Annotated in this window: 20 protein-coding genes, 1 pseudogene and 1 riboswitch; of the genes and pseudogenes, 12 read left to right on the forward strand and 9 right to left on the reverse strand. The window is 47.8% G+C overall.

Annotated features, from left to right (window positions below; genetic code table 11):
• The first annotated feature begins 83 nt into the window (after positions 1-83).
• The 6 genes and pseudogenes from C0068_RS01675 to C0068_RS01700 all read left to right on the forward strand — a co-directional run bounded on the left by C0068_RS01675 (position 84) and on the right by C0068_RS01700 (position 7,553).
• The gene (locus C0068_RS01675; RefSeq protein ID WP_103682565.1) at positions 84-959 is read left to right on the forward strand and encodes an IS982 family transposase; all 876 of its coding nucleotides are present in this window, start codon (positions 84-86) and stop codon (positions 957-959) included.
• A gap of 13 nt (positions 960-972) precedes the next feature.
• Positions 973-1,173, forward strand: a pseudogene (locus C0068_RS19760) (restriction endonuclease subunit S); the annotation flags it as partial.
• A gap of 12 nt (positions 1,174-1,185) precedes the next feature.
• Entirely contained in the window at positions 1,186-1,893 is a 708-nt protein-coding gene (locus C0068_RS01680; protein ID WP_350339218.1) for a restriction endonuclease subunit S, read from the forward strand.
• A complete protein-coding gene (locus C0068_RS01690; RefSeq protein WP_199176082.1) occupies positions 1,893-3,395 on the forward strand; it encodes a DUF559 domain-containing protein in 1,503 nt (500 codons plus the stop codon). The genes C0068_RS01680 and C0068_RS01690 overlap by 1 nt, the downstream gene beginning before the upstream one ends.
• A complete protein-coding gene (locus C0068_RS01695) occupies positions 3,392-6,505 on the forward strand; it encodes an HsdR family type I site-specific deoxyribonuclease (RefSeq protein WP_103682764.1) in 3,114 nt (1,037 codons plus the stop codon). The genes C0068_RS01690 and C0068_RS01695 overlap by 4 nt, the downstream gene beginning before the upstream one ends.
• A 178-nt stretch (positions 6,506-6,683) precedes the next feature.
• The gene (locus C0068_RS01700) at positions 6,684-7,553 is read left to right on the forward strand and encodes a DNA ligase (RefSeq protein WP_103682765.1); all 870 of its coding nucleotides are present in this window, start codon (positions 6,684-6,686) and stop codon (positions 7,551-7,553) included.
• A 12-nt stretch (positions 7,554-7,565) separates the two neighbouring features.
• Here C0068_RS01700 and C0068_RS01705 read toward each other — a convergent pair whose 3' ends face one another.
• The gene (locus C0068_RS01705; RefSeq protein WP_103682766.1) at positions 7,566-8,618 is read right to left on the reverse strand and encodes an AraC family transcriptional regulator; all 1,053 of its coding nucleotides are present in this window, start codon (positions 8,616-8,618) and stop codon (positions 7,566-7,568) included.
• A gap of 172 nt (positions 8,619-8,790) precedes the next feature.
• Here C0068_RS01705 and C0068_RS01710 point away from each other — a divergent pair, with 172 nt between their 5' ends.
• Positions 8,791-9,660: a MaoC family dehydratase gene (locus C0068_RS01710; protein ID WP_103682767.1), complete on the forward strand. Its 870-nt coding sequence runs from the start codon at positions 8,791-8,793 to the stop codon at positions 9,658-9,660.
• 28 nt (positions 9,661-9,688) lie between these two features.
• On the opposite strand, the gene C0068_RS01715 is transcribed toward C0068_RS01710, so the two are convergent.
• From C0068_RS01715 to sthA, 4 genes are all read right to left on the reverse strand, one after another.
• Complete coding sequence (locus C0068_RS01715) at positions 9,689-10,612, reverse strand: NAD-dependent epimerase/dehydratase family protein (RefSeq protein ID WP_103682768.1); 924 nt, start codon at positions 10,610-10,612, stop codon at positions 9,689-9,691.
• 149 nt (positions 10,613-10,761) lie between these two features.
• Complete coding sequence (locus C0068_RS01720; RefSeq protein WP_103682769.1) at positions 10,762-11,538, reverse strand: DUF3014 domain-containing protein; 777 nt, start codon at positions 11,536-11,538, stop codon at positions 10,762-10,764.
• A gap of 243 nt (positions 11,539-11,781) precedes the next feature.
• Complete coding sequence (locus C0068_RS01725) at positions 11,782-11,964, reverse strand: hypothetical protein (protein WP_103682770.1); 183 nt, start codon at positions 11,962-11,964, stop codon at positions 11,782-11,784.
• A 196-nt stretch (positions 11,965-12,160) separates the two neighbouring features.
• Positions 12,161-13,552: a Si-specific NAD(P)(+) transhydrogenase gene (sthA, locus tag C0068_RS01730; RefSeq protein ID WP_103682771.1), complete on the reverse strand. Its 1,392-nt coding sequence runs from the start codon at positions 13,550-13,552 to the stop codon at positions 12,161-12,163.
• A gap of 164 nt (positions 13,553-13,716) precedes the next feature.
• Between sthA and C0068_RS01735 the strand changes: the two genes are divergently transcribed.
• From C0068_RS01735 to C0068_RS01755, 5 genes are all read left to right on the forward strand, one after another.
• Entirely contained in the window at positions 13,717-14,340 is a 624-nt protein-coding gene (locus C0068_RS01735) for a class I SAM-dependent methyltransferase (protein ID WP_103682772.1), read from the forward strand.
• Positions 14,341-14,432: 92 nt separating this feature from the next.
• A complete protein-coding gene (locus C0068_RS01740; protein ID WP_199176083.1) occupies positions 14,433-14,963 on the forward strand; it encodes a phosphatase PAP2 family protein in 531 nt (176 codons plus the stop codon).
• 120 nt (positions 14,964-15,083) lie between these two features.
• Positions 15,084-16,145, forward strand: a complete 1,062-nt coding sequence (locus C0068_RS01745) for an MJ1255/VC2487 family glycosyltransferase (protein WP_103682773.1) — start codon at positions 15,084-15,086, stop codon at positions 16,143-16,145.
• 8 nt (positions 16,146-16,153) lie between these two features.
• A complete protein-coding gene (locus C0068_RS01750; protein ID WP_103682774.1) occupies positions 16,154-17,284 on the forward strand; it encodes a DUF2817 domain-containing protein in 1,131 nt (376 codons plus the stop codon).
• Entirely contained in the window at positions 17,281-18,057 is a 777-nt protein-coding gene (locus tag C0068_RS01755) for an alpha/beta fold hydrolase (RefSeq protein ID WP_103682775.1), read from the forward strand. Before C0068_RS01750 ends, C0068_RS01755 begins: the two co-directional genes overlap by 4 nt.
• A gap of 87 nt (positions 18,058-18,144) precedes the next feature.
• Here the strand turns inward: C0068_RS01755 and olsF are convergent, their stop codons facing one another.
• From olsF to C0068_RS01775, 4 genes are all read right to left on the reverse strand, one after another.
• Positions 18,145-19,884: a bifunctional ornithine lipid synthase OlsF gene (gene olsF, locus C0068_RS01760; RefSeq protein ID WP_103682776.1), complete on the reverse strand. Its 1,740-nt coding sequence runs from the start codon at positions 19,882-19,884 to the stop codon at positions 18,145-18,147.
• An 18-nt stretch (positions 19,885-19,902) separates the two neighbouring features.
• Positions 19,903-20,721: a UDP-2,3-diacylglucosamine diphosphatase gene (locus tag C0068_RS01765; RefSeq protein WP_199176084.1), complete on the reverse strand. Its 819-nt coding sequence runs from the start codon at positions 20,719-20,721 to the stop codon at positions 19,903-19,905.
• A 216-nt stretch (positions 20,722-20,937) separates the two neighbouring features.
• The gene (locus C0068_RS01770; RefSeq protein ID WP_146047821.1) at positions 20,938-23,025 is read right to left on the reverse strand and encodes a TonB-dependent receptor; all 2,088 of its coding nucleotides are present in this window, start codon (positions 23,023-23,025) and stop codon (positions 20,938-20,940) included.
• Positions 23,026-23,146: 121 nt separating this feature from the next.
• Positions 23,147-23,409: riboswitch (cobalamin riboswitch) on the reverse strand.
• A gap of 22 nt (positions 23,410-23,431) precedes the next feature.
• Entirely contained in the window at positions 23,432-24,736 is a 1,305-nt protein-coding gene (locus C0068_RS01775) for a cobyrinic acid a,c-diamide synthase CobB (RefSeq protein WP_103682779.1), read from the reverse strand.
• Between the last annotated feature and the right edge of the window lie 66 nt (positions 24,737-24,802).

Here is a 24,802-nt window from a genome sequence, read left to right on the forward strand (position 1 = left end):
ACCCGTAGTGCATTTAGGAAGGAGGTAAGTTACTCACCCTCATAAAGAGGTTATCATTAGTTTACGAGAAAAATGGTAACGAGATGAGTAACTTACACAGCGTTTATAGCAAAATTCTGTCTCTTTTGCACGAAATTGAGCCAGCCGATAATTTTTTGAATCAAATCAGAACACCTAAGCTAAGCGATAAGGAGCTACTCGCGCTCAGTCTTGCAGCTGAAACACTGGGCATTGATTCAGAACACTTTTTGTTCAAACAGCTGCCTGCGTGCATCAATGGGAAAATTGAGCGCTCCGTTTATAACAGAAGAGCGCGAAGGTTGAGTTTTAAATTAGAAGAAATCAGAAGCGCTATTGTCACGCGATTAGATGTTGATAACGATATAAATATTGTCGATAGCATGCCATTGGAAGTGTGTAAAATGAGTCGATCTAATCGCAGTAAAATTTGCCAAGAATTTGAATCTAGCTCGCCAGATTTTGGTTTTTGTGCAGCACAAAATATGCGCTACTTTGGCTATAAGTTACACGCGGTTTGCTCACCGAGTGGCGTGTTAAAAATGTACGATATATCAAAGGCTTCGGTTCATGACATCCATTACCTAAACGATATTGAAGGCCAGTTAAACAATTGTGTTTTGATTGGCGATAAAGGGTATTTGAGCAGAGTTTGGCAAACAGATTTATTTTCATCAAGTTGTATCAATTTGCAAACACCGATGCGAAAGAACCAGAAAGAGTTTAGAGACTTTCCGGCTAAATATCGTAAAGCCAGAAAGCGGATCGAAACATTGTTTTCACAACTTTGTGACCAGTTCATGATACGGCGGAATTATGCAAAATCGTTCAAGGGTATTTCGCGCAGAATTGTGACAAAGATAGCGTCCCTCACATTAATTCAATGGTTCAACCAACGTGAAGGGAATAAATTAAACAACCTGAAAGTGGTCATTTCCTAAATGCACCACGGGTAAGTACTTGTATTATTGGTTGACAACTGAAGCTAAAAAGTACGTTTACTCAGGTATGGGTAATCCGAAGCTAATGAGTCATCAGGTTGAAAAAATTGCAGTCCCCATTCCATGCCCAGATAACCCAGAAAAATCACTGGCAATACAAGCTGAAATAGTGCGTATTCTGGACGCATTTACCTCCATGACCACCGAGCTGACCGCCGAGCTTAACATGCGCAAAAAACAATACAACTACTACCGTGACCAGTTGTTGAGTTTTGAAGAAGGTGATTTTGAATGGATGACCCTAGGTTATGTCACAAAAAAATGGTACTCAGGTGGTACACCTACTGCTGGAAAGCCTGAATTCTACGAAGGCGGCAATATTCCTTGGTTGAGAACTCAGGAAGTGAAGTTTTCTGACGTATCTGAAACTGAGGTATTTATAACGCCAGCTGCGTTGAAAAATTCATCAGCCAAATGGATTCCAGAAAACTGTGTAATAATTGCTATCTCTGGAGCAACTGCTGGAAGATCAGCAATTAATAAGATTCCACTAACAACAAATCAGCACTGTGGATGTTTGGAAATCGACGATAAAAAAGCCCTATACCGATACGTCTTTCATTGGGTTAGTTTCAATTATGAAAACATAAAAGCTTTAGGACAAGGTGCAAGAGGAGATCTAAATTCGACAATCATTAAGAACTTTAGGTTACCTGTTCCTTACGCAAATGAGCCTGAGAAATCATTGGTCGAGCAGGCGCGAATTGTAGCGATATTGGATAAATTCGACACCTTAACAACTTCCCTGCAAGAAGGTCTCCCACGCGAAATCGAGCTACGCCAAAAGCAATACGAGTATTATCGTGAGCTGTTGTTGAGCTTCCCCCAATTCCCCTCCTCTGGAGGGGTGCCCGAAGGGCGGGGTGGTTCTTGATGAGAAAAACCAATGCCTACAAATCGCTGCCTTACAATCCAGCCTTAAAAGATAAAGCTAAGGCTCTGCGCAAAGCCGGTATATTGCACGAAGCGTTGCTTTGGTTGGAATTAAAGTCAAATAAACTTAATGGATTAGACTTTGATCGTCAAAAAATTATTGGCAATTATATTGTTGATTTTTACTGTGCAGAAAAATCCGTTGTGATTGAAGTTGACGGCAGTTCTCACGACGGTAAACAAGCGCAAGATGCTAAACGAGATGCTTACTTGAATGATTTAGGACTGACGGTAATTCGTGTTCTAGCAAAAGATGTTTTGCAAAATATGGATGGGGTTGTTGTGTTTTTAAGGAACCACCCCGCCCTTCGGGCACCCCTCCAGAGGAGGGGAATTATCCCGCCCTTCGGGCACCCCTCCAGAGGAGGGGAATTATCCCGCCCTTCGGGCACCCCTCCAGAGGAGGGGAATTATCCCGCCCTTCGGGCACCCCTCCGAGGGAGGGGAATGATGAGATATAAGCCGCCTTTCACCCTTACCAGCGAAATCCTCAATTTAGTGGCAGAAATCAGCCAACAGGTGGGTGAATTAAATGCCAGCCAGTTGAATGCATCATCCCAACTGCGCAAGCAAAACCGCATTAAAACCATTACAGGCACACTGGCGATTGAAGGTAATACGTTAACCGAGGAGCAAGTGACCGCCATTGTTGAAGGTAAGCCTGTGCTAGGTAGCATGCGCGAACTGGCCGAGGTAAAAGGTGCCATTGCGGCTTACGATGCACTTCCTACATTTACCCCTAGCGCCATTGACGATTTACTTACTGCTCATGGCTTAATGCTGTCAGATATTTTTGCCAATGCGGGTGAGTTTCGCAGTAAAGGCGTGGGTATCCATAAAGGCGGTGTGGTGCATCACGTTACGCCGCCTGCCCATCAGGTATCCGGTTTAATGGCTGATTTAATTCAATGGCTCAAACAAACCAAAGACCATCCATTGATTGCCAGCTGTGTATTTCATTATGAATTTGAGTTTATTCACCCGTTTGCCGATGGTAATGGTCGCATGGGGCGACTATGGCAAACGCTGATTCTATCTAAATGGCAGCCCATCTTTATTAATATCCCGGTGGAAAGTTTGGTACACCAGCATCAGGAGGCGTACTACCTTGCTATCCGCAACAGTACCGCCCAAACGGATTGTTCGCCGTTTATCCGATATATGTTGCAGATGATACTGGATGCCATTGAGGACAGTACTTCCCGCCAGTTTGAAAATGCGGGTATAAGTGCAGGTATAAATGCAGGTTTAAAACTGTCGCCTCTGGATCACGCCATTCTAGAATTGATAAAAGCAGACCGCTATATCACAAATGCCATGCTAGCCGAACAGACAGGAAAGGCACTCAGTACCATTGAGCGCCGCATTAAAAAACTGAAAGAGCATTTATTTTTGAAACGGGTCGGTGCCAAGAAAACCGGACATTGGGAGGTTCTTTCGTGAGCGATTACAAAGCAATTGCCGAATCAAAAAACTTTATTGTTTTAGACAAATACAGCAAAGAGTGGAAAGTCGCTGAAAGCTTTCAAAGCGAAGGGGATTTAGAACGTGAGCTTATTGAAGATTTAAGCAACCAGGGCTATGAGTATTTACCTGCACTAACGACACCCGATGCCATGATGGCGAATGTGCGCAAGCAGCTACAAGCCCTTAATAAGGTCGAGTTTACTGATGCCGAATGGGCTCGCTTTTGCGAGCAATACCTGAACACACCCAGCGACAATATTCTCGACAAAACCCGCAAGGTGCACAGTGACTATATCTTCGATTTTGTCTTTGATGATGGCCATATAGAAAACATCTACCTGTTCGACAAGAAAACCATTGCGCGTAACAAAGTGCAGGTCATAAAGCAGTTTGAGCAAACGGGAAGCCATGCCAACCGTTACGATGTGACGATTTTGGTCAATGGTTTGCCTTTGGTGCAAATCGAACTGAAAAAGCGTGGTGTGGCGATCCGTGAGGCGTTTAACCAAATACATCGCTACAGCAAAGAAAGCTTTAATAGCGATCACTCGTTGTACAAGTTCTTACAGCTGTTTGTGATCTCTAATGGCACCGACACGCGCTATTTTGCCAATACCACTAAACGAGACAAAAACAGCTTCGACTTTACGATGAACTGGGCGAAGTCAGACAATACGCTGATCAAGGATTTAAAAGACTTTACCGCCACTTTTTTCCAGAAAGAGACCTTGCTTGAAGTAATTTTGCGTTACTCGGTATTTGATGTCAGCAATACCTTGCTTGTAATGCGCCCCTACCAGATTGCGGCCACTGAGCGCATTTTATGGAAGATAAAGAGCGCGTTTAACGCTAAGAACTGGAGCAACACCGAGAGCGGTGGGTACATTTGGCACACCACAGGTTCAGGAAAAACACTCACTAGCTTTAAAGCGGCACGTTTGGCCACCGATTTAGACTGTATAGATAAAGTCTTTTTTGTGGTTGACAGAAAAGACCTCGACTATCAGACCATGAAAGAGTACCAGCGGTTCTCGCCTGATAGTGTGAACGGTTCGGACAGTACCGCAGGGCTTAAAAGCAACCTGAATAAAGACGATAACAAGATTGTCGTTACCACTATCCAAAAACTCAACAACTTAATCAAAAGCGAAAGCGATTTAGCTATATACCACAAGCAAGTGGTATTTATTTTCGATGAGTGTCATCGAAGCCAGTTCGGTGAGGCGCAGAAAAACCTGAAGAAGAAATTCAAAAAGTACTACCAGTTTGGCTTTACCGGTACGCCAATTTTCCCTGAAAACGCCTTGGGTGCTGAAACCACGGGCAGCGTGTTTGGCCAGCAGTTGCACACTTATGTGATCACTGATGCCATTCGTGATGAAAAAGTACTCAAGTTCAAAGTGGACTATAACGACGTTCGCCCTCAATTTAAGAGCATTGAGACTGAGCAGGATGATAAGAAGCTCAGTGCCGCGGAGAACAAGAAAGCGTTCTTACACCCGATGCGCATTCGTGAAATATCGCAGTATATTCTGAGCCATTTTAACCAGAAAACACATCGAGCCTATTCTGGCGCCAAAGGGTTTAACGCCATGTTTGCGGTAAGTAGTGTTGATGCAGCGAAAGCATACTATGAAACCTTCAAAACATTGCAGGCCGAAGCTGAGAATGGAGCCACAAGTAAACCTCTGCGCATTGCGACTATCTTCTCATTTGCTGCCAATGAAGAGCAGGACGCCATTGGTGATATTTTAGATGAGAGTTTTGAAGTAAGTAGCCTAAACAGCAGTGCGAAAGAGTTTTTGAGCGCCGCGATCATTGACTACAACGCTATGTTTAAATCTAACTATGGCGTGGACAGTAATGGTTTTCAGAACTACTACCGTGACCTTGCCCAGCGCGTGAAGAATCAAGAAATAGATCTGCTCATAGTGGTCGGTATGTTTTTAACGGGCTTTGATGCGCCTACGCTTAACACCTTGTTTGTTGATAAGAATTTGCGCTATCACGGCTTGATGCAGGCATTTTCTCGCACCAATCGCATTTATGATGCGACGAAGACCTTTGGCAATATTGTTACCTTCCGGGACTTAGAGCAGGCAACCATTGATGCTATCACCTTGTTTGGTGACAAAAACACCAAAAACGTGGTGCTGGAGAAGAGCTACAAAGAATACATGGAAGGCTTTAACGATATTGCTACTGGCCAAGCGCGTCGAGGTTTTGTTGATATCGTAAAAGAGTTGCAAGAACGCTTTCCAAACCCAGAAAATATTGAAAAAGAACAAGATAAAAAAGAATTTGCCAAGCTGTTTGGTGAATACTTAAAAGCAGAAAATATTTTACAAAACTACGATGAGTTTGCTGGATTAAAAGCGCTGCAAAGCTTAGATACCAGTGATGAACAAGCTGTTGAAGAGTTCAAGGCAAAGTACTATCTGGACGATGCTGACATCGAGGCAATGCAAACCATCGATATGCCGAGCGAACGTGCTATTCAAGATTATCGCTCTACCTACAACGATACCCGCGAGTGGTTGCGACGCGATAAAGAAGGTCAGGACAAAGATAAGTCAACGGCAAACTGGGACGACGTGGTCTTTGAAATTGATTTGCTTAAATCCCAAGAAATAAACCTCGATTACATTCTTGAACTGATTTTTGATCACAATAAGAAGAACAAGAGCAAAGAAGGCTTGATTGAAGAAGTCCGCCGTATGATCCGCGGTAGCCTTGGCAATAGAGCGAAAGAAAGCTTGGTGGTTGATTTTATTAACCAGACAAACTTGGATGAGATCAATGACAAAGCCAGCATTATCGACGCCTTTTTCAAATTCGCCCAGGCGGAGCAGAAGCGCGAAGCCGATGCCATTATTGCCTCTGAAAAGCTCAATATCGATGCTGCCAAACGCTATATTGCCTCATCACTCAAACGTGAGTACGCCTCTGAAAATGGAACTGCTCTTAATGAAGCGCTGCCCAAACTTAGCCCATTGAATCCGCAGTACCGAACCCAGAAGCAAACGGTGTTTCAGAAAATTGCCGCTTTTGTTGAAAAATTCAAAGGTGTGGGTGGGCAGATATAAGTGTTGGCAGGGCGGGTGGAAAAGTCCCTTTCACAAAGATGCAGGATTTTCTGTCTGAGCAGAATTCGGTTGCCGGTACGTCGCTAAACGCGCCAAGCATTACTAAGAACACTGTTTTATTGCATCTATTCCAAGACTATTATACTCAAAGCATATTTTGAATCAGGGAGGATTCACAATGGCTGCGCTTCAATCCGTTTATTCGGTCTACATAAACTTCTCAACACTACAGCTCGCGCTGCTATTAGTATTTTTATCATCTAGCGCACAGGCAGAAACACAGCCTAAGCTAATGCTCGCCAACACCTATCACAGCAACATCGAGCTAAAGGACTACTGGGTAAGTGAAAAATTTGATGGTGTGAGAGCCTACTGGGATGGCAAAACGCTTCTGTCTAGGCAGGGCAATGTCTACCACGCCCCGCCTTGGTTTACCGCCCAATTTCCAGCCACACCCTTAGACGGCGAGTTATGGCTTGGTCGACAACGCTTCGACGAACTTTCTGGTGCGGTTCGTAAAGACACGCCAGATGAATCCGAGTGGCGTGAAATACGGTTTATGGTTTTTGACCTTCCAAGGGCGGAAGGTAGCTTCGATCAGCGCTTAAATAAACTTAAAAACATTATCAGCCAAAACCAGTCACCCTATTTAGTTTTGGTCGCACAGCAAAAATTTGGCGATGAAAAAACGTTGATGGCGCATTTAGTCGCACTGGTGGCTGAAGGTGCCGAAGGGCTTATATTGCATTTAGGCAGCGCTCCCTATCGCTCCCAGCGAAGCGATGATCTACTTAAGTTAAAACTCTATCAAGACGCTGAAGCCACTGTTATTGGCCATATAGGTGGCAAGGGCAAATACAAAGGTATGTTAGGTTCATTGCTAGTAGAAACCGGTGACGGAATTAAATTTAAAATCGGCAGCGGATTTTCAGACGCCCAGCGTCAGTCACCGCCGGCCATAGGTACGACTATCACCTACAAATACTATGGCCTGACTGGAAGCGGCACGCCTCGGTTTGCTAGCTTTTTAAGAATTCGAGAAGAGTAGTAATCGGCGCCGCTAGTCTTTATCGCTAAGCTGCGCTGCCTTTTTCATTTGTCGGTATTCTATTGGCGTGAGCTCTGTCCAGCGCTTAAACGCGCGATAAAAAGTGCTGGGTTCAGAGAAGCCAGTAAGATAGACCACATCGGCAATACTTTCGTCGGTGCGGGCCAGCAAGCGCTTTGCAAGCACACAGCGATAATCCGCTAACACCTGATTAAAACTGGTACCCGCCTCGGTCAAACGGGCGCGCAAAATGCGCTCGTTCATATTTAATCGCTCAGCCACATTCTCTAAGCTCGGCTGGCCTAGCTCTAACATCTCGGCAATTATCTGCCTTACGTCTCCAACCACATCTTGCCGCGACAAACGCTCTAACTGTTTGCTTGCCAGCTTTTCATGGAGCTTGAGCAAATCCGGCTCGGCATGGGTAGACGGCGTAGCAAGAATAGACGAAGCAAAGACTAAGGATGACTCCGAGCTACTAAAATTTACCGGACATCCAAATGCCTTTTCATATTCACTAACATCGCCAACTGCAGCGTGGGTCAAATTCACCGCATCAGGCACGAATGCCCCGTCGGTCACCGCCTGAAAGTAGCGAATTAGGAACCGTGCAAAACATTCATTGCGATGACGGAAGCTCGGATCATCATCGCCGGCAAACTCCAATATCAACCGTGACTGCGGCTCTGCAATTTGCAGCTCAAATTGCATGGCGTCGGTAACTAAGCGCTGATAATTTTGCGAGCGTTTTAAGCCTTCGCCAAAATTTGGACTGCTGAGAAAGAGGTATTCCAATACCTGACCGCGATAGACCTGTACCGCGTCTGCTAGATGTAGGCCTATATTCTGGTCGCCACTGACCTCTTCAAGCACACGCCAGAACTGTAGCTGTGCGGTATGGGGAAAACGCGCGCTGCGATCCTGTAGCAAGGTCGGCGATATGCGGCATTCGCTCACAATGCGATCGACATCCAAACCCATGCTTTGCATAGCCGGATAAACCAGCTGAATTAAGAAGCTGGAGTCGCTGAGGTCAGAAAAATGTTTAGGATTTGATGCTGTCATTCAAGTTGGTATCTGTTATACAAAAATATCAACACTGGCATGCATTGACCGAACTGCCGTAAACGACACTGAAGCCGGCAAATTCCTGATGCCGCGTTTTTCATTATACTCTAGGGTTTGTTGACGTGTATTACAAACCACTGTGCCAAGCTCAGTATGGAGATAGAGTCGAATGACCGCAAGCAATGAGTTAAGGCTAAACGCGCTGCCAAGTACCCCACCTATGCTGTTAAAGGCTGCGATTACCCGAAAAAAGCCCAGCAACTCCCCCTCGTTTCCAAACTATGTATTAGAAGTTGCCAATATTCGCTGCAATAGCAAGCAACTGCGTCGCTACAATCGGGCCTGTGGTTTTGATGAAAACACCAGCACACTGTCGATGAGCTTTTTACATGTACAGATGTTTCGTCTGCATATGAAAATGATGTTAGACAAAGCCTTTCCCTTGGCGCCTATGGGCTGCGTACACTTAAGTAATACCATTGTTCAGCATCGCCCCATCGCGGCAACAGAGGTACTGCGCCTACGCTGCAATATTGCCGAGCACAGCGTTACTGACAAGGGCTATGAATTTACCTTTCACTGCGAAGCCTATAGCGGTGACGAATTAATTTGGGAAGATGACAGCCGCTATTTGTCCCGCGCCAAAACAGGCATTCCCGGCGCACCCAAAGCCGCCCGTGCAGAGCCTCGCAGCTACGCACAATCTCGCACGATTACGATTAGCCGCAGCGACGCGCGCAGCTATGCCCGTGCCTCGGGCGATTTCAACCCCATTCATTTGCACGACATCAGCGCCAAAATTCTTGGGTTTAGGCGTATGGTCATTCACGGTATGTGGAGCAAGGCTGCGTGCTTAGCAGCACTGAACAAGGAGATTCAAGCGGACGCCTACCGCTGCCAGGTTGAGTTTAAAACGCCGATATTTTTGCCCGCGAGTGTCCGTTTAGACTACGAAGCCAAAGGCGCTAGCCTAGAATTCGAGTTGAGAGATAAGACTGGTGTTAAGCCACATCTGATAGGGCAAATCCAGCCGCTATAAACAAGCGGCTGCTCTCTTTTCTACCCGATTAGCGAAGCAAGTTCGGCGCGAGGTTTTCAATCATCCCACGAAGCCCTTCGCGCCAATCCACGCGGGTTTCACCGATTAATTCGTGCATCCGCGTGGTGTCTATCGCCAAACTGCCAAAGGCCGTGGTTTTCTCGCTAAATTTAGGCTCAAACCCCGTTAATTCGGTCAAATAGGCACACCACTCTTCAATGCTCACCGCCTGCGAGCCGCCAAAATTAATGGTTGTAACCTCCTTGCTCGCCGCTGCCAATAGGTAGGGAATCTTCTCTATATAATCATCGGCGTGAAGCAAGTTATAGCTATTCGGCCCCTCGGGGTGAATATCAATTTCCATATTCTCTTTCATCATTAGCAGATGAAAAAACGGCCAACCGCCATTATTGCCATAGGGCACACTCAAGCGTGCAATCGTGGTTGGAATATCAAATTGCTTAGCCGCAAACCGGCACACCGATTCCGCCGCAATTTTTGCAATGCTATAGGTGGGGAACATCGCGCGGTGATTATCTCCCAGCGGATCAGTTTCTTTCCGTGGCACTGGCCCAGCGTATTCGTATACCGCCGTAGAAGAAAAATGCACAAAGGCCTTGGCGCTGCGGCATCGCGCCATCAAATTTCCCACCCCCTCAGCATTTGCGGCAAGGTCATAATCAAAATTTCCGGACTTAACCACCGCTAGATTCAACACATAATCAAAATCGTCTGGGCAGGCTGCCAAACTGCCTTTATCGGCAAGGTCTGCTCGGATCACCTTTACACCGCGCTGCTCTAATGCCGTTTTGTCACTGTCTTTGCTAAAGCGCGCTAGGGCGGTCACATTGGCAATTTTACTCAAGGCGTCAACAATGGGCGCCGCTACCTGCCCTGTCGGGCCGGTAATAAGAATATTGCTATTGTGTAAATCAAGAGGGCTTACTGGCATGACTTGTCACCTGTGTTCATAGAATTATTATCAAAGGCGATACCCGCATAGCGCATATCGCCCCTATAAGGCAGTTCTGAAAACAGGAGTGTAACTAAGGCATTTTAGAATATCGCCATCCAAACGGATGGCGATATTTAGAAGGGGAATTACAGGTAACTTTCTAACTCGCGCAGCCAATTTTGTAATTTGGCCATATTGTCTGGGCCAAGACGCCACATCCATTTACTGAGAGGATCGGCATTTTCCAAGGCCGGATCAACATATTCATACAGCACTTTGGGCTGTTTTAGCGCCGCGTCTGCGGGAATGGGCTCGACGATCAAAAAATGCTCAATCATGGTACGAAGCTGATTATCAAAGGACTGAGGATTACCCAACTCATTATAAGTCCCCTCTAAAAAAGGTGACCATTTCTTGTAGTAAATCGCCAAATTCTTAGGGTCAATTGCCGTAACCGTATTGATTAAATGATCCCAACGCTTGTAATTACCAGGATCATTCTGAAAGCCATTTTCCGTTTTAACCGCCAAAAATGGCTCTTTGTTATATACCACCGGCAGATGCTTAGTCGGAAAACGGTAGGTCGCTAATTGGTCAATGACCGACACCCACTTACGCATTTGCTCGGCGGGCTGCAACCAGCCAGCCAAAGGCTCGGAAAGCGTTGCCGCCGCGTCGCGAATTTGTCCGTCGCTACCATCTATGGCCACCGGTGGCGCCGGTGCCTTGGCCGCTTTCTCGCTGTAGTCTTCCTCAGACTCGACCGCCAGAGTTTCCTTCACCACCTTTTTAGGTGTTAAGTCCTCAACCGTTTCGATAACAGTGTCGTTGTATTCACTGTTCGCAGAACGATCCAAGACATACCAGACAAATCCGGCTATCCCGACTATCACCACTACCGCAGACAAGGCTTTCCAATTCATTACTAAATCCTGTTTTATTTATGACGCACGGGTATTTTTTGCCGCCACCCCTAAGGAGTAAGGATAATAACCCTAACGCCGGCAGCTAATACATGCAAATTCTCTCTGCATGTTATAACCGTCGCCGGTTTTCAGCAATACAAGCCCTTGTGGGGAGTAAAGGAGATAGGAAAGGAAAAGAAAAACGCCACAAAATGTGGCGTTTAGACGGAAATTACACCAAATGTCAGAGAATTAGCGTCTTTACAGGTCGAAATCGTCCAGTAAATCCAATTCATCCATAAGGCGTTTGCGCTCTAAGCGCTCTTCGATTTTGCGACGAATACTGCTATCGCCACCACCCATTAAACGGCGCTCCTCAAAGTCATCTGAGGAATCGTCATCTATGATGTCGTCGATATCATCATCGGCTAGGTCATTTGCCATTACTTGCCCACTCCAGTACTTCGTAGATACAGAATGAACCCCTCGGCTAACCGTGGTTGTTCAGGGCACTATTTATGATGAACTCGATTTTCTGTCAACAAATATTTATACGTATACCGCAAATAATTTAAAAAATTGTGCCCGCCCTCTAAAGCAAGGTAATCACTCACTAACCGGCAACGATTAGCGGTGACGACTATAGACGATTCAAACCATTCAGCGCCGCAGTGCGATAAGCCTCTGCCATCGTCGGGTAATTAAAGGTGGTGGTCACAAAGTAACGCAGGGTATTACCGCCATTTTGCTGCTTCATAATGGCCTGACCGATGTGAATAATCTCCGCCGCTTCGGCCCCAAAGCAGTGAATCCCCAAAATCTCTAGGGTATCGGGGTGAAAGAGGAGCTTGAGCATACCCACTGTTTCGCCACTGATTTGGCCACGGGCGGTATCCTTAAAAAAGGCGCGACCTACCTCGTAGGGAATCTTTGCCTCGGTCAGCTCGCGCTCGGTCTGACCAACAGAGCTGATTTCAGGCAGGGTATAAATACCGGTGGGGACGTCATCGACAAAGCGGCAGTGCTCTTTTCCTCTTGCCGACGCCGCCGCCGAGCGACCTTGGTCGTAGGCAGCACTCGCCAGGCTAGGCCAACCGATAACATCCCCCGCGGCGTAAATGCCCGGTACACGGGTTTGGTAGTGCTCGTCTACCACCAATTGACCGCGATGATCGGTCTCTAAATCAATATTTTCTAGCCCCAGGTTTTGGGTATTACCGCTGCGGCCATTACACCAAAGCAGTGCATCTGCATGCAGGCGTTTGCCGGACTCCAGCAGTACCTCTACGCCCTTATCGCTGGTCACTACCGATTTATACACTTCGCGATGCCGGATCATGACGCCGGTATTGCGCAATTGGTAACTGAGCGCGTCGGAAATTTCGTCATCCAAGAATTCCAGCAGACGGTCGCGGCTGTTTATCAGCTCAATTTTGATCCCAATGCCGGAGAAAATTGACGCGTATTCGCAACCAATTACCCCCGCCCCATAAATAATGATTTTGCCTGGGGTGTTGGTCATTTTAAGAATGCTGTCGCTGTCGTAGACCCGCGGATGCGAGAAATCGATATTTTCCGGCTGATAGGGCCGTGAGCCCGTTGCAATAACAACGCTGGCAGCGGTCAACAACTCCACCTGCCCTTCCTCAGAAATCACTTCGATGGTGTGTTTATCGACAAAGCGACCACGACCAAAAAATAGGCGAATTTGGTTGCGGTAATAAAACCGGCTGCGCATATCTACCTGCCGCGCAATAACCTCATTGGCGTGGCTTAACAAGCGCGGATAAGTCAGTGTGCGCGGGTCGCCAATATCGCGGAACGCCGGCGTGGTGTTGTACCGAATGGCCTGGCGCACCATATGCCGCAGTGCCTTCGATGGAATAGTACCTTGGTGGGTACACGCCCCGCCGACGGTATCCTGCGCCTCAATCACCGCTACGCGATGTCCATGCTTCATCGCATTTAGCGCCGCACTTTCGCCCGCTGGGCCACTACCTAATACCAATACGTCGTAATCAAATGTCGTCACAAACTCTATCCTTAGCTTCAATCAAACCAATAAAAGTGCCAGCCCCACACCATGCAATTCTCGGTGCTAATTATGGTATTGCCTCTGTTTCACAATTAAGATCGCTATTTTAAGCTTGCCAGCACACGTAAAAATTAACAGACCAAATGTTAGTAGGAATACCCATGCCAAGCGCATCCGCTACCCACGTTCGAGAATATTTTGGTGTTCGCACTTTGCTTGCAGCTCACCCCGATATGCGCCGCCTAAAACGCGCCACCAAAGCCACCCATTTACACGGCAACAAACTCTGGGGCAGCGCCTACCTGCTCATAGACTACCTGCGGGAAAACCCATTACCCACAGCCAGCAAAGTGCTTGATTTAGGCTGTGGCTGGGGATTAGCCAGCATATATTGCGCCAAATACCTCAACGCCGACGTAAGCGCAATGGATGCCGATTCTGCTGTTTTCCCGTATTTATCGCTGCTAGCTGAGCACAATGATGTTGCAATCAAGACCCAGATTGCGCGCTTTACGGAACTGAGCGGCACTGAACTCGCCCAAAACGACACCATCATCGCCAGCGACATCTGCTTTTGGGATGAAATGAGTGAAGAAGTCTTCGATCTAATTCATCGAGCGGTAGAAGCCGGTGTTAAAAAAATCATCATTGCCGATCCGCACCGCCCACCCTTTCTAGCCGTTGCCGAAGCCTGCATAGACGATTTTTTTGCCGAGCTAATCCCCCGTGAAGTCATCACCAGTCGTCATCATCGCGGTAGCATACTACTAATCGAAAACGCCTAGGAACATCAGCGCGCACTGTCTTTAAACTGCAATATAGTCGTCACAATACTGAAAACACATCAGCGTATGGTTTCAGGTGTGAGGATAAAACTATGCGCTTAATACAGTCGATAAATCAGTTCGATGTGCGAATGTTTCTGGCTTGCGTTAACACCCGCCACCAGCAGCAATTGTCTCGTGTAGCCCGCAGTATATCAAAAACCGGCGACGGCTACGCTCAACTCGGTCTCCCACTTTGCGTTTACGTCATGGGTGCGAGCCAAGGCTTAAGCTATTTTAGTGCGGTTATTATTAGTTTTGCCGCATGGCTTCCCGCCTACTGGGTGCTAAAAAACACCTGCCGCAGAAAACGTCCACCGGCGGCTATTCCAGCCTTTAGCGCCGCCATCATCGCCTCGGACGAATTCAGCTTTCCTTCGGGACACACCGCAGCGGCATTTTTACTGGCGACCATGACGGTATTGTTCTTTGGCGCTATCGGCGCACCCCTATTTTTGTGGGCAATCGCAGTAGGTGCTTCTAGGGTCATTCTCGGCGTGCATTTCCCCACCGACACCCTTGCGGGTGCCGGTTTAGGCATTGGCATTGCACATCTAGGTCACTCGATTGTCACGGCCGTCTAAACGCCTTAAGCATCGCGGCGACGGCGCTACGTCCATGCCATTTATAAATCAGTCCCCCACTCCTTACCGGCCAATTCAGAATGAAAGCGGTCGGCACACACTCACTTCAAGAGAACGACTATGAAATTGCTTTACGGCGTACAGGGAACCGGCAATGGCCATATTTCTCGCGCCCGCATGATGGCCCAGCACTTCGCAGAAAAAAATGTAGACGTGCAATTTTTATTTTCTGGACGCGACCCAGAACACTATTTTGATATGGACATTTTTGGCGACTACCAGCTGCGCGACGGACTGACCTTTGCAACTGAAAAAGGCAGTATCAGCGCCGTCAAAACATTGATGCAAACCAAGCCATTCCGCTTTATTCGCGACGTTCGCAAACTCGATTTAAGCAGCTACGACGCCATAGTCACAGACTTTGAGCCAGTCACCGCATGGGCGGGACGACTGCAGAAAAAGCCAGTGATCGGCGTAGGCCATCAATACGCCTTTGGTTACCCCAATGTGCCGCAAAGCGGGGTAGACTTGCGAAATCGACTTATCATGAAATTTTTTGCGCCTACCCAATATCGACTCGGCTTACATTGGGACAGTTTTAACGCCAATATCGCGCCCCCCATTATTAACCCCGACGAGATTCGTCAACCCTGCACCACGCCCCCACATATTGTGGTGTATTTGCCCTTTGAAGATCAGCAAGAAGTCAGCGCAGCATTGGCAAAATTTCCCCAGCAGAAGTTTATTCAATATGCGCCTCAGTTAGAGCGTGAGGAGCGCGACAATATCAGCCGACGCCCTACCAGCCTGCACGACTTTAAACACGATCTATGCCGAGCAAAAGGTGTTATTTGCAACTCCGGCTTTGAGCTAATTAGCGAATGCCTACACATGGGTATTCCCGCACTGACAAAGCCCGTTGCAGGCCAGTCTGAACAACTCGGCAATGCCGCCGCGCTGCAACAGCTCGGCGCGGCCACCGTGATGTATGATTTTTCTGCAAGCCATATCGAAAAGTGGCTAGCAAATATTCCTCCTCAACAAGCTTGCCACTACCCTGATGTTGCCGCAGCGATCTGCGACTGGCTATTAAGTGGCGAGTGGCACGACAGTACTAAATTGGTAGCTGAACTCTGGGAGCAGACCGGTAGACCCATCGAGGCTATTGCAGCCACAGGTTAATTCCCGCCATGAGTCACCAAGAACCAGCACGTATTCTCGAGCCAGAAGGCGACATGGAGGCCGCTCTCTGCGGCCCCGATTTACCTGACTTCACAACGGTAATGGATGCTTGCCGAGGGCGACTTCGCCAGCGCCTGTCTGAACTCATTTCTATGGAGCAGCTTTGCCGTCAAGCCGGCGACTTAATCTCCACGCGCACCGAAGCACTCGTTGAAGTAGGCGAATTTACTCTACCCGTCGTCTCACTCACAATTGGCAATCCCAACACCGCCAAGCACTGCCTAATTCTTACCGCCGGTATTCACGGCGTTGAACGCATCGGCACGCAAGTCTTGTTGGCATGGCTAGAAACCGTGATAGAGCGCTGCCGCTGGGACACCCATTGGCGAGCGCAATTTGAGCAGGACATTGCAATAGTTGCCGCACCGATAGTAAACCCCGGCGGTATGCTGCAGGATTCGCGCTGCAATCCCAATGGGGTTGATTTAAATCGACACGCACCGATAGATGCCGAAGACAAAGTTCCTTTTTTAGTCGGCGGCCAGCGCATATCCAAGACCATCCCATGGTATAGGGGAAAACGCGGCGCCGACTTTGAAGGGGAGTTTGTCGCACTACAAAATATTATTAAACGCTACTGCCAAGTTGGTCGCCCAAGCATCGTCGTGGACTTCCACTCCGGCTTTGGATTTCAAGATCACTTATGGATTCCCTACGCCTATCGCCGCCAACCCATCGACGACATCGGCAGCTACGTCGCCCTAAAACTTTTATGGGAACGCAACTTCCCCCATCACAACTATGTATTTGGCCCCCAAGCCATGCATTATCTAAGTCATGGTGATATATGGGATTACTTTCATCGCCAATGTCGCGCCGATGGGGTTACCTTGCTACCCCTCACCCTAGAAATGGGTTCATGGCTTTGGGTAAAAAAGCACCCACAACAGCTATTTAGTTTTGCCGGCTTATTTAATCCCACCGTCCCCCACCGCCACGCGAGAGTCTTGCGCGGCCATCTTTTACTAATCGACTTTTTATTGGCCGCAGCGAGAAATATTGAGCACTGGCAACCACGTGGCGAGCAGGAAAGAGAGATGCAACAAATGGCCCAAAGCCTGTGGTATAGACAGCTATGAGTCAGCTTGCACTGGAAACTAACGCAATCAAAGATTGGATATTTCTGCGCGGCCTCAGCCGTGAAAAAGCCCATTGGGGCGATTTTATTGCGCGCTGCGAAACCGAGCTGGGCTGGCGCTGCCATGCTATAGATCTTACTGGTTTTGGTAGCGAACACCAGCGCCCATCGCCGCTATCTATCGCTGAGATCCGCCAAGATGTTCAGCAACGCCTACCTGCAGCCATCTCCAAACCCTTCGGCATCGTAGCGTTATCTTTAGGGGGGATGGTCGCACTTGATTGGCTGGCAAATTCAAATGGCGACATTGCCGCAGCTATTTTAATCAGCACCAGTAGCGCCGATTGCGGCCTACTAAACAGGCTAAAACCTAGCGCCATTCCCGCAACACTCCATGCTTTATTATCACGCTCAACACAGAGCCAAGAGCGCGCCATACTCAATATGGTGAGCAATAACAAAGCACAACACGCCGAGCTATTGCCGCAGTGGTGCCATATACGTGAACGCCGCCCTGCCACAAAAACGAATGTGGTAAGGCAATTAATCGCCGCCTCGCGTTTTCAATCACCGCACATGGATAAACTCAATAAAGTGCAAGGCTACTTCATAAGCAGCCGAGCAGATCGAATGGTCTCACATAAATGCAGCGAATATTTAGCGAAGAAATATCATTACCCACTAATACTGCACAACAGCGCAGGCCATGATTTACCCATCGATGATGCCGATTGGTTGATTGGGGTATTTCGGCAACTGATCGTTGCCGCTTGAATAAATTTTATTATTCTAGTGTGCTTAAAGCAGATTGCGCCAAGAGTGGCGAGCAAGGAAGACTCCCTACCGCCGATACATTCATGTTTACGCTGCCTCGCTATTTTGCACACCAGAAGGCTGTTCACCTAAATAGCGCTTACGACGCGCCGGCTTCATTTTTTCTAAATCAACTAACACCAAACCATCGATGCAGTCAGCAAAATCAGGATCAACATTAAAGGCGGTAAAACTTACCCCACCCTCGTCGCACAGTTCAGTGTACTGCTTGTATAAGGTGGGTACAGCGCAGCCCATATCTGCCAGCTTCTCTTTAAGTATCGCAAACTCAGTGCGGTAGTCTTGGCCGCTAAATACTGCTTCTGACAACTCACTTTTATACGGACTATTGGCATTCGCCCAGGGCTGACTCACAGGAAAATGCGCCTGATAGAACTGAATAATTAAATCCTTGGCGCCACGCGGCAGACTGTCACTCAAGCTAACGGGGCCGAATAAATAGCGTACTTCGGGGTAGCGACGCAAATACGTACCTAAACCCTGCCACAAATAATCTAGGCCGTTTCGCCCCCAATAGCGCGGCTGCACAAAGCTGCGGCCTAATTCTGCACCACACTCAAAATACTCTTCAGCATAGGGAATTTGATATTCAAATAGCGATTCGCTGTAAAGCGTTTGCGCGTCTTCCAAATCACTTACCCGCTTCAATCGGTAGGCACCCACCAGTTCTAACTGGGTTTCGTCCCACAATACGATATGGTCGTAATAGGCATCAAAAGCATCCACGTCGCGACGGCGCCCGGTACCTTCACCCACCGCTCTAAAACTCACTTCGCGAAGACGACCAATTTCACGCATGACGGTGCAATCACCGCTGTACTGATAGCAATAAATTTCCATGCCATCGCGGGTACTGCCTAGGTGATCACATTTGCGAATTGCGCGGCGTAATTCCTGACGATCTTCTGGATGAGCTACCGCTTGGGCAACCGGCATAAAACACGGTTCACCACCACGCTTACGGCGACCCAATTTATAAATATGCTTTTTAAATAAACGCACTTTAGCGGGTGCGGTTAGTGGCAACTTCTCATAAACATCAGCTTCGATAGCCGGCCCAATCGTCACCCGCACGGTACGATTATTTTGTTTAAACATTTCCCGAATCAACCATAAAGTCGACAGCGGCTTTGCCAGCATAGACAGGGCATAGAAAAACACCGAGTTTCGCGCATTGATATGCACCGGCAAAATTGGCGCCTTGGCTTTACTGGCAAATTTAATAAAACCATTACGCCAGCGACCGTCGCGAATACCAGCGGGACTAAAGCGCGACACCTCGCCAGCTGGGAAGATAATCACTGCGCCTTCGTCATTTAGGTGATTATGAATTGCCTGCAAATTTTCTTTGCGATTGCGCTTGCCACTCATATTATCGACGGGCAATAAAAGTGAACGCAGCGGTTTGATGGCGTAGAGCAATTCATTGGCAATGACTTTTACATCACTGCGGACTTCTGACACCAACTTAAGCAAAGCTAAACCATCAAGGCTGCCGATGGGGTGATTAGAAATAATCACTACGCGCCCACTTACCGGAATACGCTCTTTATCCAAGGCGCTAATGGCGTAGCCAAAATCAAAATAGTCCAAGCCCTTTTCAACAAAATCCAAACCCTGAACGTAGGGGTAATCGCGTTCAAACTGTTTAAACTCTGCCTCGTGAAACAAATATTTAAACAATACCGTTAAGGTCTTTTTTAAACGGGGACTATTCTTAGAAATTTTGGGAAATTGCTCATCAATCACAGAATCTACAGAAATCATGACATTTACCTCTGATTATTATCCGGCGCGACGCAGCGGGAGAATATCCGCTTTAGCTGGGCCGCCATTGCCAGCCATGCTTTGCAATAAAGTTTGATGCTCAGTCCACTGCAGCAACTCAAGATTGCCCTCATGGGTTTCGCCTAATAAAGTGCAGTTTTCGATCCAATCGCCATCATTGCAGTACAACAAGCCCTTTATTTTTTTCAGTGCCGGCTGGTGAATATGGCCACAGATGACGCCGTCCAAACCGCGTCGGCTTGCCTCTTTCACCGCGGCTTCTTCAAATACATTAATAACCTGACGGGCATTGGGAATACGCTGTTTGATATACGTAGCCAGCGACCAATAATTACGCCCAAAGCGACGGCGGAAAAAATTAGCCCAGCGATTCAAAAATAATAGGAAGTCGTAAGCGGCATCACCGATTAGGTTCTCCCATTTACTTAAGCGGATATGCTCGTCTAAACAATCGCCGTGGAACATTAATAAGCGTTTGCCGTCGACGGTGCTGTGAATTGCTTCGCGCTTAATCTCGATTGGACCAAGAATATGGCCAACATAGTCGCGCATCGGCTCGTCATGGTTGCCGGGAATATAAACCACGCGGGTTCCTTCGCTGGCCTTGGCGAACAACGCCCTTACCACATCGTAGTGGTTTGCCGGCCAGTGAAAAGTACGCTTTAACGCCCACAGATCGACCACATCGCCTACGAGATATAGCGTCTCGCATTCAACACTGTTCAAAAAATTAAGGAGGTAGTTGGCTCGGCAATCTTTAAAGCCGAGATGTATGTCGGACAACCAGATGGTTTTGTATCGATTCCTTGTTTCCACGCTCATGCATCCTCTTTATGCATTTGTGGCAAGATTAGGACTTTAAAGTGACAAACAGAGGGCTTTTTGAAGACAAATTTATGACAATTTAGCCCGAGGCCCTTTGCCAAAAATTCAGTATTGAGTAGCGAGGATAGTGTCAGTTGATGACGAGAGCATGACGGCCACCTTCACAGATAGCCATCACGCTGCTATTTTACGCGCCGTTTTACAGCATTAAAATTGATAAGCTATTGAAGCTCTAAAGGTTCTTGGTTCCATAGGATGCGAGTGAAGATCGTCAATGGGATCTATACCCGCTAAACGCTCCTCAGCAGTGCGCGAGGCATAATAATAGGTAATATCATCGTCGCTATCATCCAAGACATTTATCACTTCTAAGCCCAAAGACACCCCATTATTAAAGCGGTAGCCAATATTCGCATTCAGAATATGCGAGGCGCTAGACTCAACATCACCCGCTTCATTTAAATTGCGCGGGCCGAAATATCGCAATCTCGCACCGCCATAAATGCCGTTGTCGAGCTCAATACTCGCGCCCATCGCAAATACATTCTCAACACTGTCTGGCACGTTTTTACCTAGTGCGGTAGCGCCGTCGAACTGCTGATTTTTAAAACGTGTTTTCGATCTTGCATAATCAACATCTAACACAAACCACTCTACCGGCTGATAGAACACACTTACTTCAATACCCTCGCGGCGAGTGGCATCCCGAGGCTCAGTGATGGACTCATCGCCAACAAACACCAGTTCAGAATCTAAATCCAAACGGAAAAGCACTAGCGACAACTGCACATCTTGCGCTAACAGACTGCGCAGTCCTAGCTCGTAACCGGTAGATTCAGACAGCAATGGCACCGAATCACCCGCTGCGCGGATCACGCCCCGCGCGTCATTGCTATGAAAACCTTCACCATAATTTATAAAAAATTCAGTTTCTGCAAAGGGGCCAAATCGCAACGATAATTTCGGTGATAGTAAGGCCTCCCTATCATCACCTTCATCGTCGCCAATGCGCTTTGCCTCCACCGACACATCAATAGTCTGGTAGCGTAAACCGGCAATCGTCGCAAACCAGTCAGACCACTGACTATGAACACTGCCGTACACACCTAAGGCGGTTTCATCGATAGCTGCCCGCGCAAATAAATCGTATATTTTTGCTTGCTGACTAAAGCCCACACCAACATCACTAATATTATCAATGCGCAATTCTGCGCCGTAATTTAATTCGTGCTGTTTGCTTAATATCTGGCTAAATGCCAAGTGACCGCCATAGCCCATACGATTATCAAACTGGGTAAATTGGTCGCCGCGGAAATCCGGGTCATCAATATCGTCACGAGAAAAATAGCTGGCGTTAGAGGTTAGGCGCAGCTCATAGTCGAATACATAGAATTGACTATCTAGGCGTAAGCTATCACTCAGTTGTGACCACAATTCTGCTGACAAACTATAGCGATGGGTATCACCACCGGTGCTGTCGTCAAGCGAGCCGTAACGATCAATAGCGCCACTGCGCACCAAGCGCTGGGGAATTTGGTCTGTAGACGTCCAGTCAGCCTCGTATGCCAAGGCAGTTAGGCTGTAACCACGATCAAATTCACCGTGGCTAAATTTAAGGACTGCATTTTTCTTATCAAAGCCCTCCTCTACCTGCCAAGGGCCGTCGTTCTGCATGGATTCAACGGCATACACTAAATGGCCCCCCGCCATATCGTCACCGCCGTATACCAAGACCCTACCATAGCCGTTTTCACCCACCGTCAGTTTTATGTTTTGGGTATCGATTTGCCGTTTATATGCAGTGCGTGCAGAACCCGCAGAGGAAAAATCGCCCGACTCCGCGTTGTATGGCCCTTTGCGATAAACAATGCGATCAACCAATTCCGGAATAAGAAAATTCAAATCGGTGTAACCTTGGCCGTGACCATGACTCACCATATTCACCGGCACGCCATCAACATAATTCGAAAAATCACTGCCGTGATCCAAATTAAAACCACGCAGAAAGTATTGATTCGCCTTGCCATCACCACTGTGCTGGGTAACCACCATGCCCGGAATAGTTTCTAACAGCTCCGCTGGACGCAGGGCCGGACGATGCTCAATTTGAGCCGCCAACACAGTACCCACCGAAGCGGCCTCAGAATTAGCCAAGCTTTGCGCGGTCGCGGCGTCACCCGCCACATACACCTCTTCAACATCTCTAACTAATTCACCGCTCACACCTGCGGCAAATACAAGAGAATGGGGCGCAGCCAAACTGACTGCCATCATAATGTAGAATAATTTTTTCAAAAGAATCGCCTCTCGATTATAAAAATCTTGATGGCGTCGGGAAAAGTAAAAGGGATCGCTCACTGCAACGACCGGCGGCCGTTTTGTAGACGTTCACTCCTGATTGCACACCCCGACCATCAGGTAATCGCATATCAGGCAGGTCTACTGGCTCAGGTCTTCAAACAGCGCTATGGCAGGGCCACAATCATCTATTAATGCACCAACCTCCTTCCCAAGCATTCCTTCCAAACAAAAGGAATAAAACTCAGTGGCTACGGCTAATGCTAAACGCATACAGTTGCGGGGACAGCTTCGATTCAAGCAAAAGCGGTGTATTACCGCCTTGCTAGCGAATTCCCTATTAATCTCAATAACAAGAGAACCTAAAAATGCGCCGCAACTCTAACTCAATAGAAAGTAAAAATCACGCTTCTTTGGCAGCAAACAGCGCCGTTAGCGCGCTGGGATTAGACGGGAAAAACAAATGTAAATACGATGCCGTTAATCCTTTCGCTCGGAAAATTGCCTCTCCCGGTGCGGGGTGCCGCTGACGACGCCCATAACTTATTGGCGCGGGCGTATTCTCCGCTGCTGAACGGTGATGGGAATGAGCACGCAACTCCCCTTCCGGCAGAACTGCGAATTGCATACCCTGACAACCTCCGCGCTCACGCATAGCCGCATCACCGTCTAATAAGCCTAGCATCGAAAATTGCTGCCCCTCTAGATCACGCAAGGATTCTAGGCAGTACATAAAGCCACCGCATTCAGCCAATATTGGCTTATCAGCGCAATAAAAATCGCGGATCTGCACTTTTAAATGATGGTTTTCTGCCAATGCCTTGGCGTGCAATTCAGGATAGCCACCGGGTAGCCACAGGGCATCAGCAGTGGGCAACTGTTCGTCGCGAATAGGAGAGAAATACAGCAATTCCGCCCCCATATCCTCTAGCAATTGCACATTAGCCGCGTAGATAAAACTAAAGGCTTCGTCCCGCGCTATGGCAATACGCTTACCCTCTAGAGTGCGTGGTACTGCCGGCAGATTACATTGTTTGAATTCGACGGGCTCAGGCAGACTTGCAAGCTCCCCCTGGGCAATCATCTCCGCCGCTTTATTAAAGCAGGCCTCTAGTTCAACACTCACTTCACTTGCCTGCACCAAGCCCAAGTGACGCTCTGGCAAACTGATTTCAGGATCTCGACTGATTGTTGCCAACAAAGGTAACTCGCTAGGCAGGGCATCAGCTATTAATTGGCGGTGCCGTTCAGAGGCACAGTTATTCGCAATCAAGCCGACCACACGCACATCGTCGCGATAATTTGCCAACCCCGTTGCTAGAGCTGCGGCGGTCTGAGCCATGCCCTTAACGTCCATCAGCAATGCCACTGGAATACCAAAAGTCGCGGCCAAATCTGCACTTGAAGGCTCGCCGTCAAACATGCCCATTGCGCCTTCGACTAAAATTAAATCAGCCGTTTCAGCCGCCTTATAGAATTGATGACGACAGTATTCCTCCCCCGCCATCCATAAATCTAACTGCACCACGGGGTGCCCCGAAGCCTGCTCTAAAATTTGTGGGTCGAGATAGTCTGGCCCCATCTTAAAAATACGAACCTTACGTCCCTGTAAGCGATGGTAGCGGGAGATTGCCGCAGTGATGGTGGTTTTTCCCTGACCAGAAGATGGTGCGGCTATGAACAATGCCGGACAAAAAATACTACTCATAACTAAGTATCACTAATTTAATTCGATTTCGTAGGCATATTAGAATTCAAATTAACAAGAATAGCG

This window comes from Zhongshania marina (assembly GCF_002915595.1).
GTDB lineage: Bacteria > Pseudomonadota > Gammaproteobacteria > Pseudomonadales > Spongiibacteraceae > Spongiibacter > Spongiibacter marinus_B.

What these genes read in the sequence shown, in the direction of transcription:
- C0068_RS01675 (WP_103682565.1), top strand. Translation starts at nt 84, where the DNA reads ATGAGTAACTTACACAGCGTTTATAGCAAAATTCTGTCTCTTTTGCAC.
- C0068_RS01680 (WP_350339218.1), top strand. Translation starts at nt 1,186, where the DNA reads ATGCGCAAAAAACAATACAACTACTACCGTGACCAGTTGTTGAGTTTT.
- C0068_RS01690 (WP_199176082.1), top strand. Translation starts at nt 1,893, where the DNA reads ATGAGAAAAACCAATGCCTACAAATCGCTGCCTTACAATCCAGCCTTA.
- C0068_RS01700 (WP_103682765.1), top strand. Translation starts at nt 6,684, where the DNA reads ATGGCTGCGCTTCAATCCGTTTATTCGGTCTACATAAACTTCTCAACA.
- C0068_RS01705 (WP_103682766.1), bottom strand. Translation starts at nt 8,618, where the DNA reads ATGACAGCATCAAATCCTAAACATTTTTCTGACCTCAGCGACTCCAGC.
- C0068_RS01710 (WP_103682767.1), top strand. Translation starts at nt 8,791, where the DNA reads ATGACCGCAAGCAATGAGTTAAGGCTAAACGCGCTGCCAAGTACCCCA.
- C0068_RS01715 (WP_103682768.1), bottom strand. Translation starts at nt 10,612, where the DNA reads ATGCCAGTAAGCCCTCTTGATTTACACAATAGCAATATTCTTATTACC.
- C0068_RS01720 (WP_103682769.1), bottom strand. Translation starts at nt 11,538, where the DNA reads ATGAATTGGAAAGCCTTGTCTGCGGTAGTGGTGATAGTCGGGATAGCC.
- C0068_RS01725 (WP_103682770.1), bottom strand. Translation starts at nt 11,964, where the DNA reads ATGGCAAATGACCTAGCCGATGATGATATCGACGACATCATAGATGAC.
- C0068_RS01735 (WP_103682772.1), top strand. Translation starts at nt 13,717, where the DNA reads ATGCCAAGCGCATCCGCTACCCACGTTCGAGAATATTTTGGTGTTCGC.
- C0068_RS01740 (WP_199176083.1), top strand. Translation starts at nt 14,433, where the DNA reads ATGCGCTTAATACAGTCGATAAATCAGTTCGATGTGCGAATGTTTCTG.
- C0068_RS01745 (WP_103682773.1), top strand. Translation starts at nt 15,084, where the DNA reads ATGAAATTGCTTTACGGCGTACAGGGAACCGGCAATGGCCATATTTCT.
- C0068_RS01750 (WP_103682774.1), top strand. Translation starts at nt 16,154, where the DNA reads ATGAGTCACCAAGAACCAGCACGTATTCTCGAGCCAGAAGGCGACATG.
- C0068_RS01755 (WP_103682775.1), top strand. Translation starts at nt 17,281, where the DNA reads ATGAGTCAGCTTGCACTGGAAACTAACGCAATCAAAGATTGGATATTT.
- olsF (WP_103682776.1), bottom strand. Translation starts at nt 19,884, where the DNA reads ATGATTTCTGTAGATTCTGTGATTGATGAGCAATTTCCCAAAATTTCT.
- C0068_RS01775 (WP_103682779.1), bottom strand. Translation starts at nt 24,736, where the DNA reads ATGAGTAGTATTTTTTGTCCGGCATTGTTCATAGCCGCACCATCTTCT.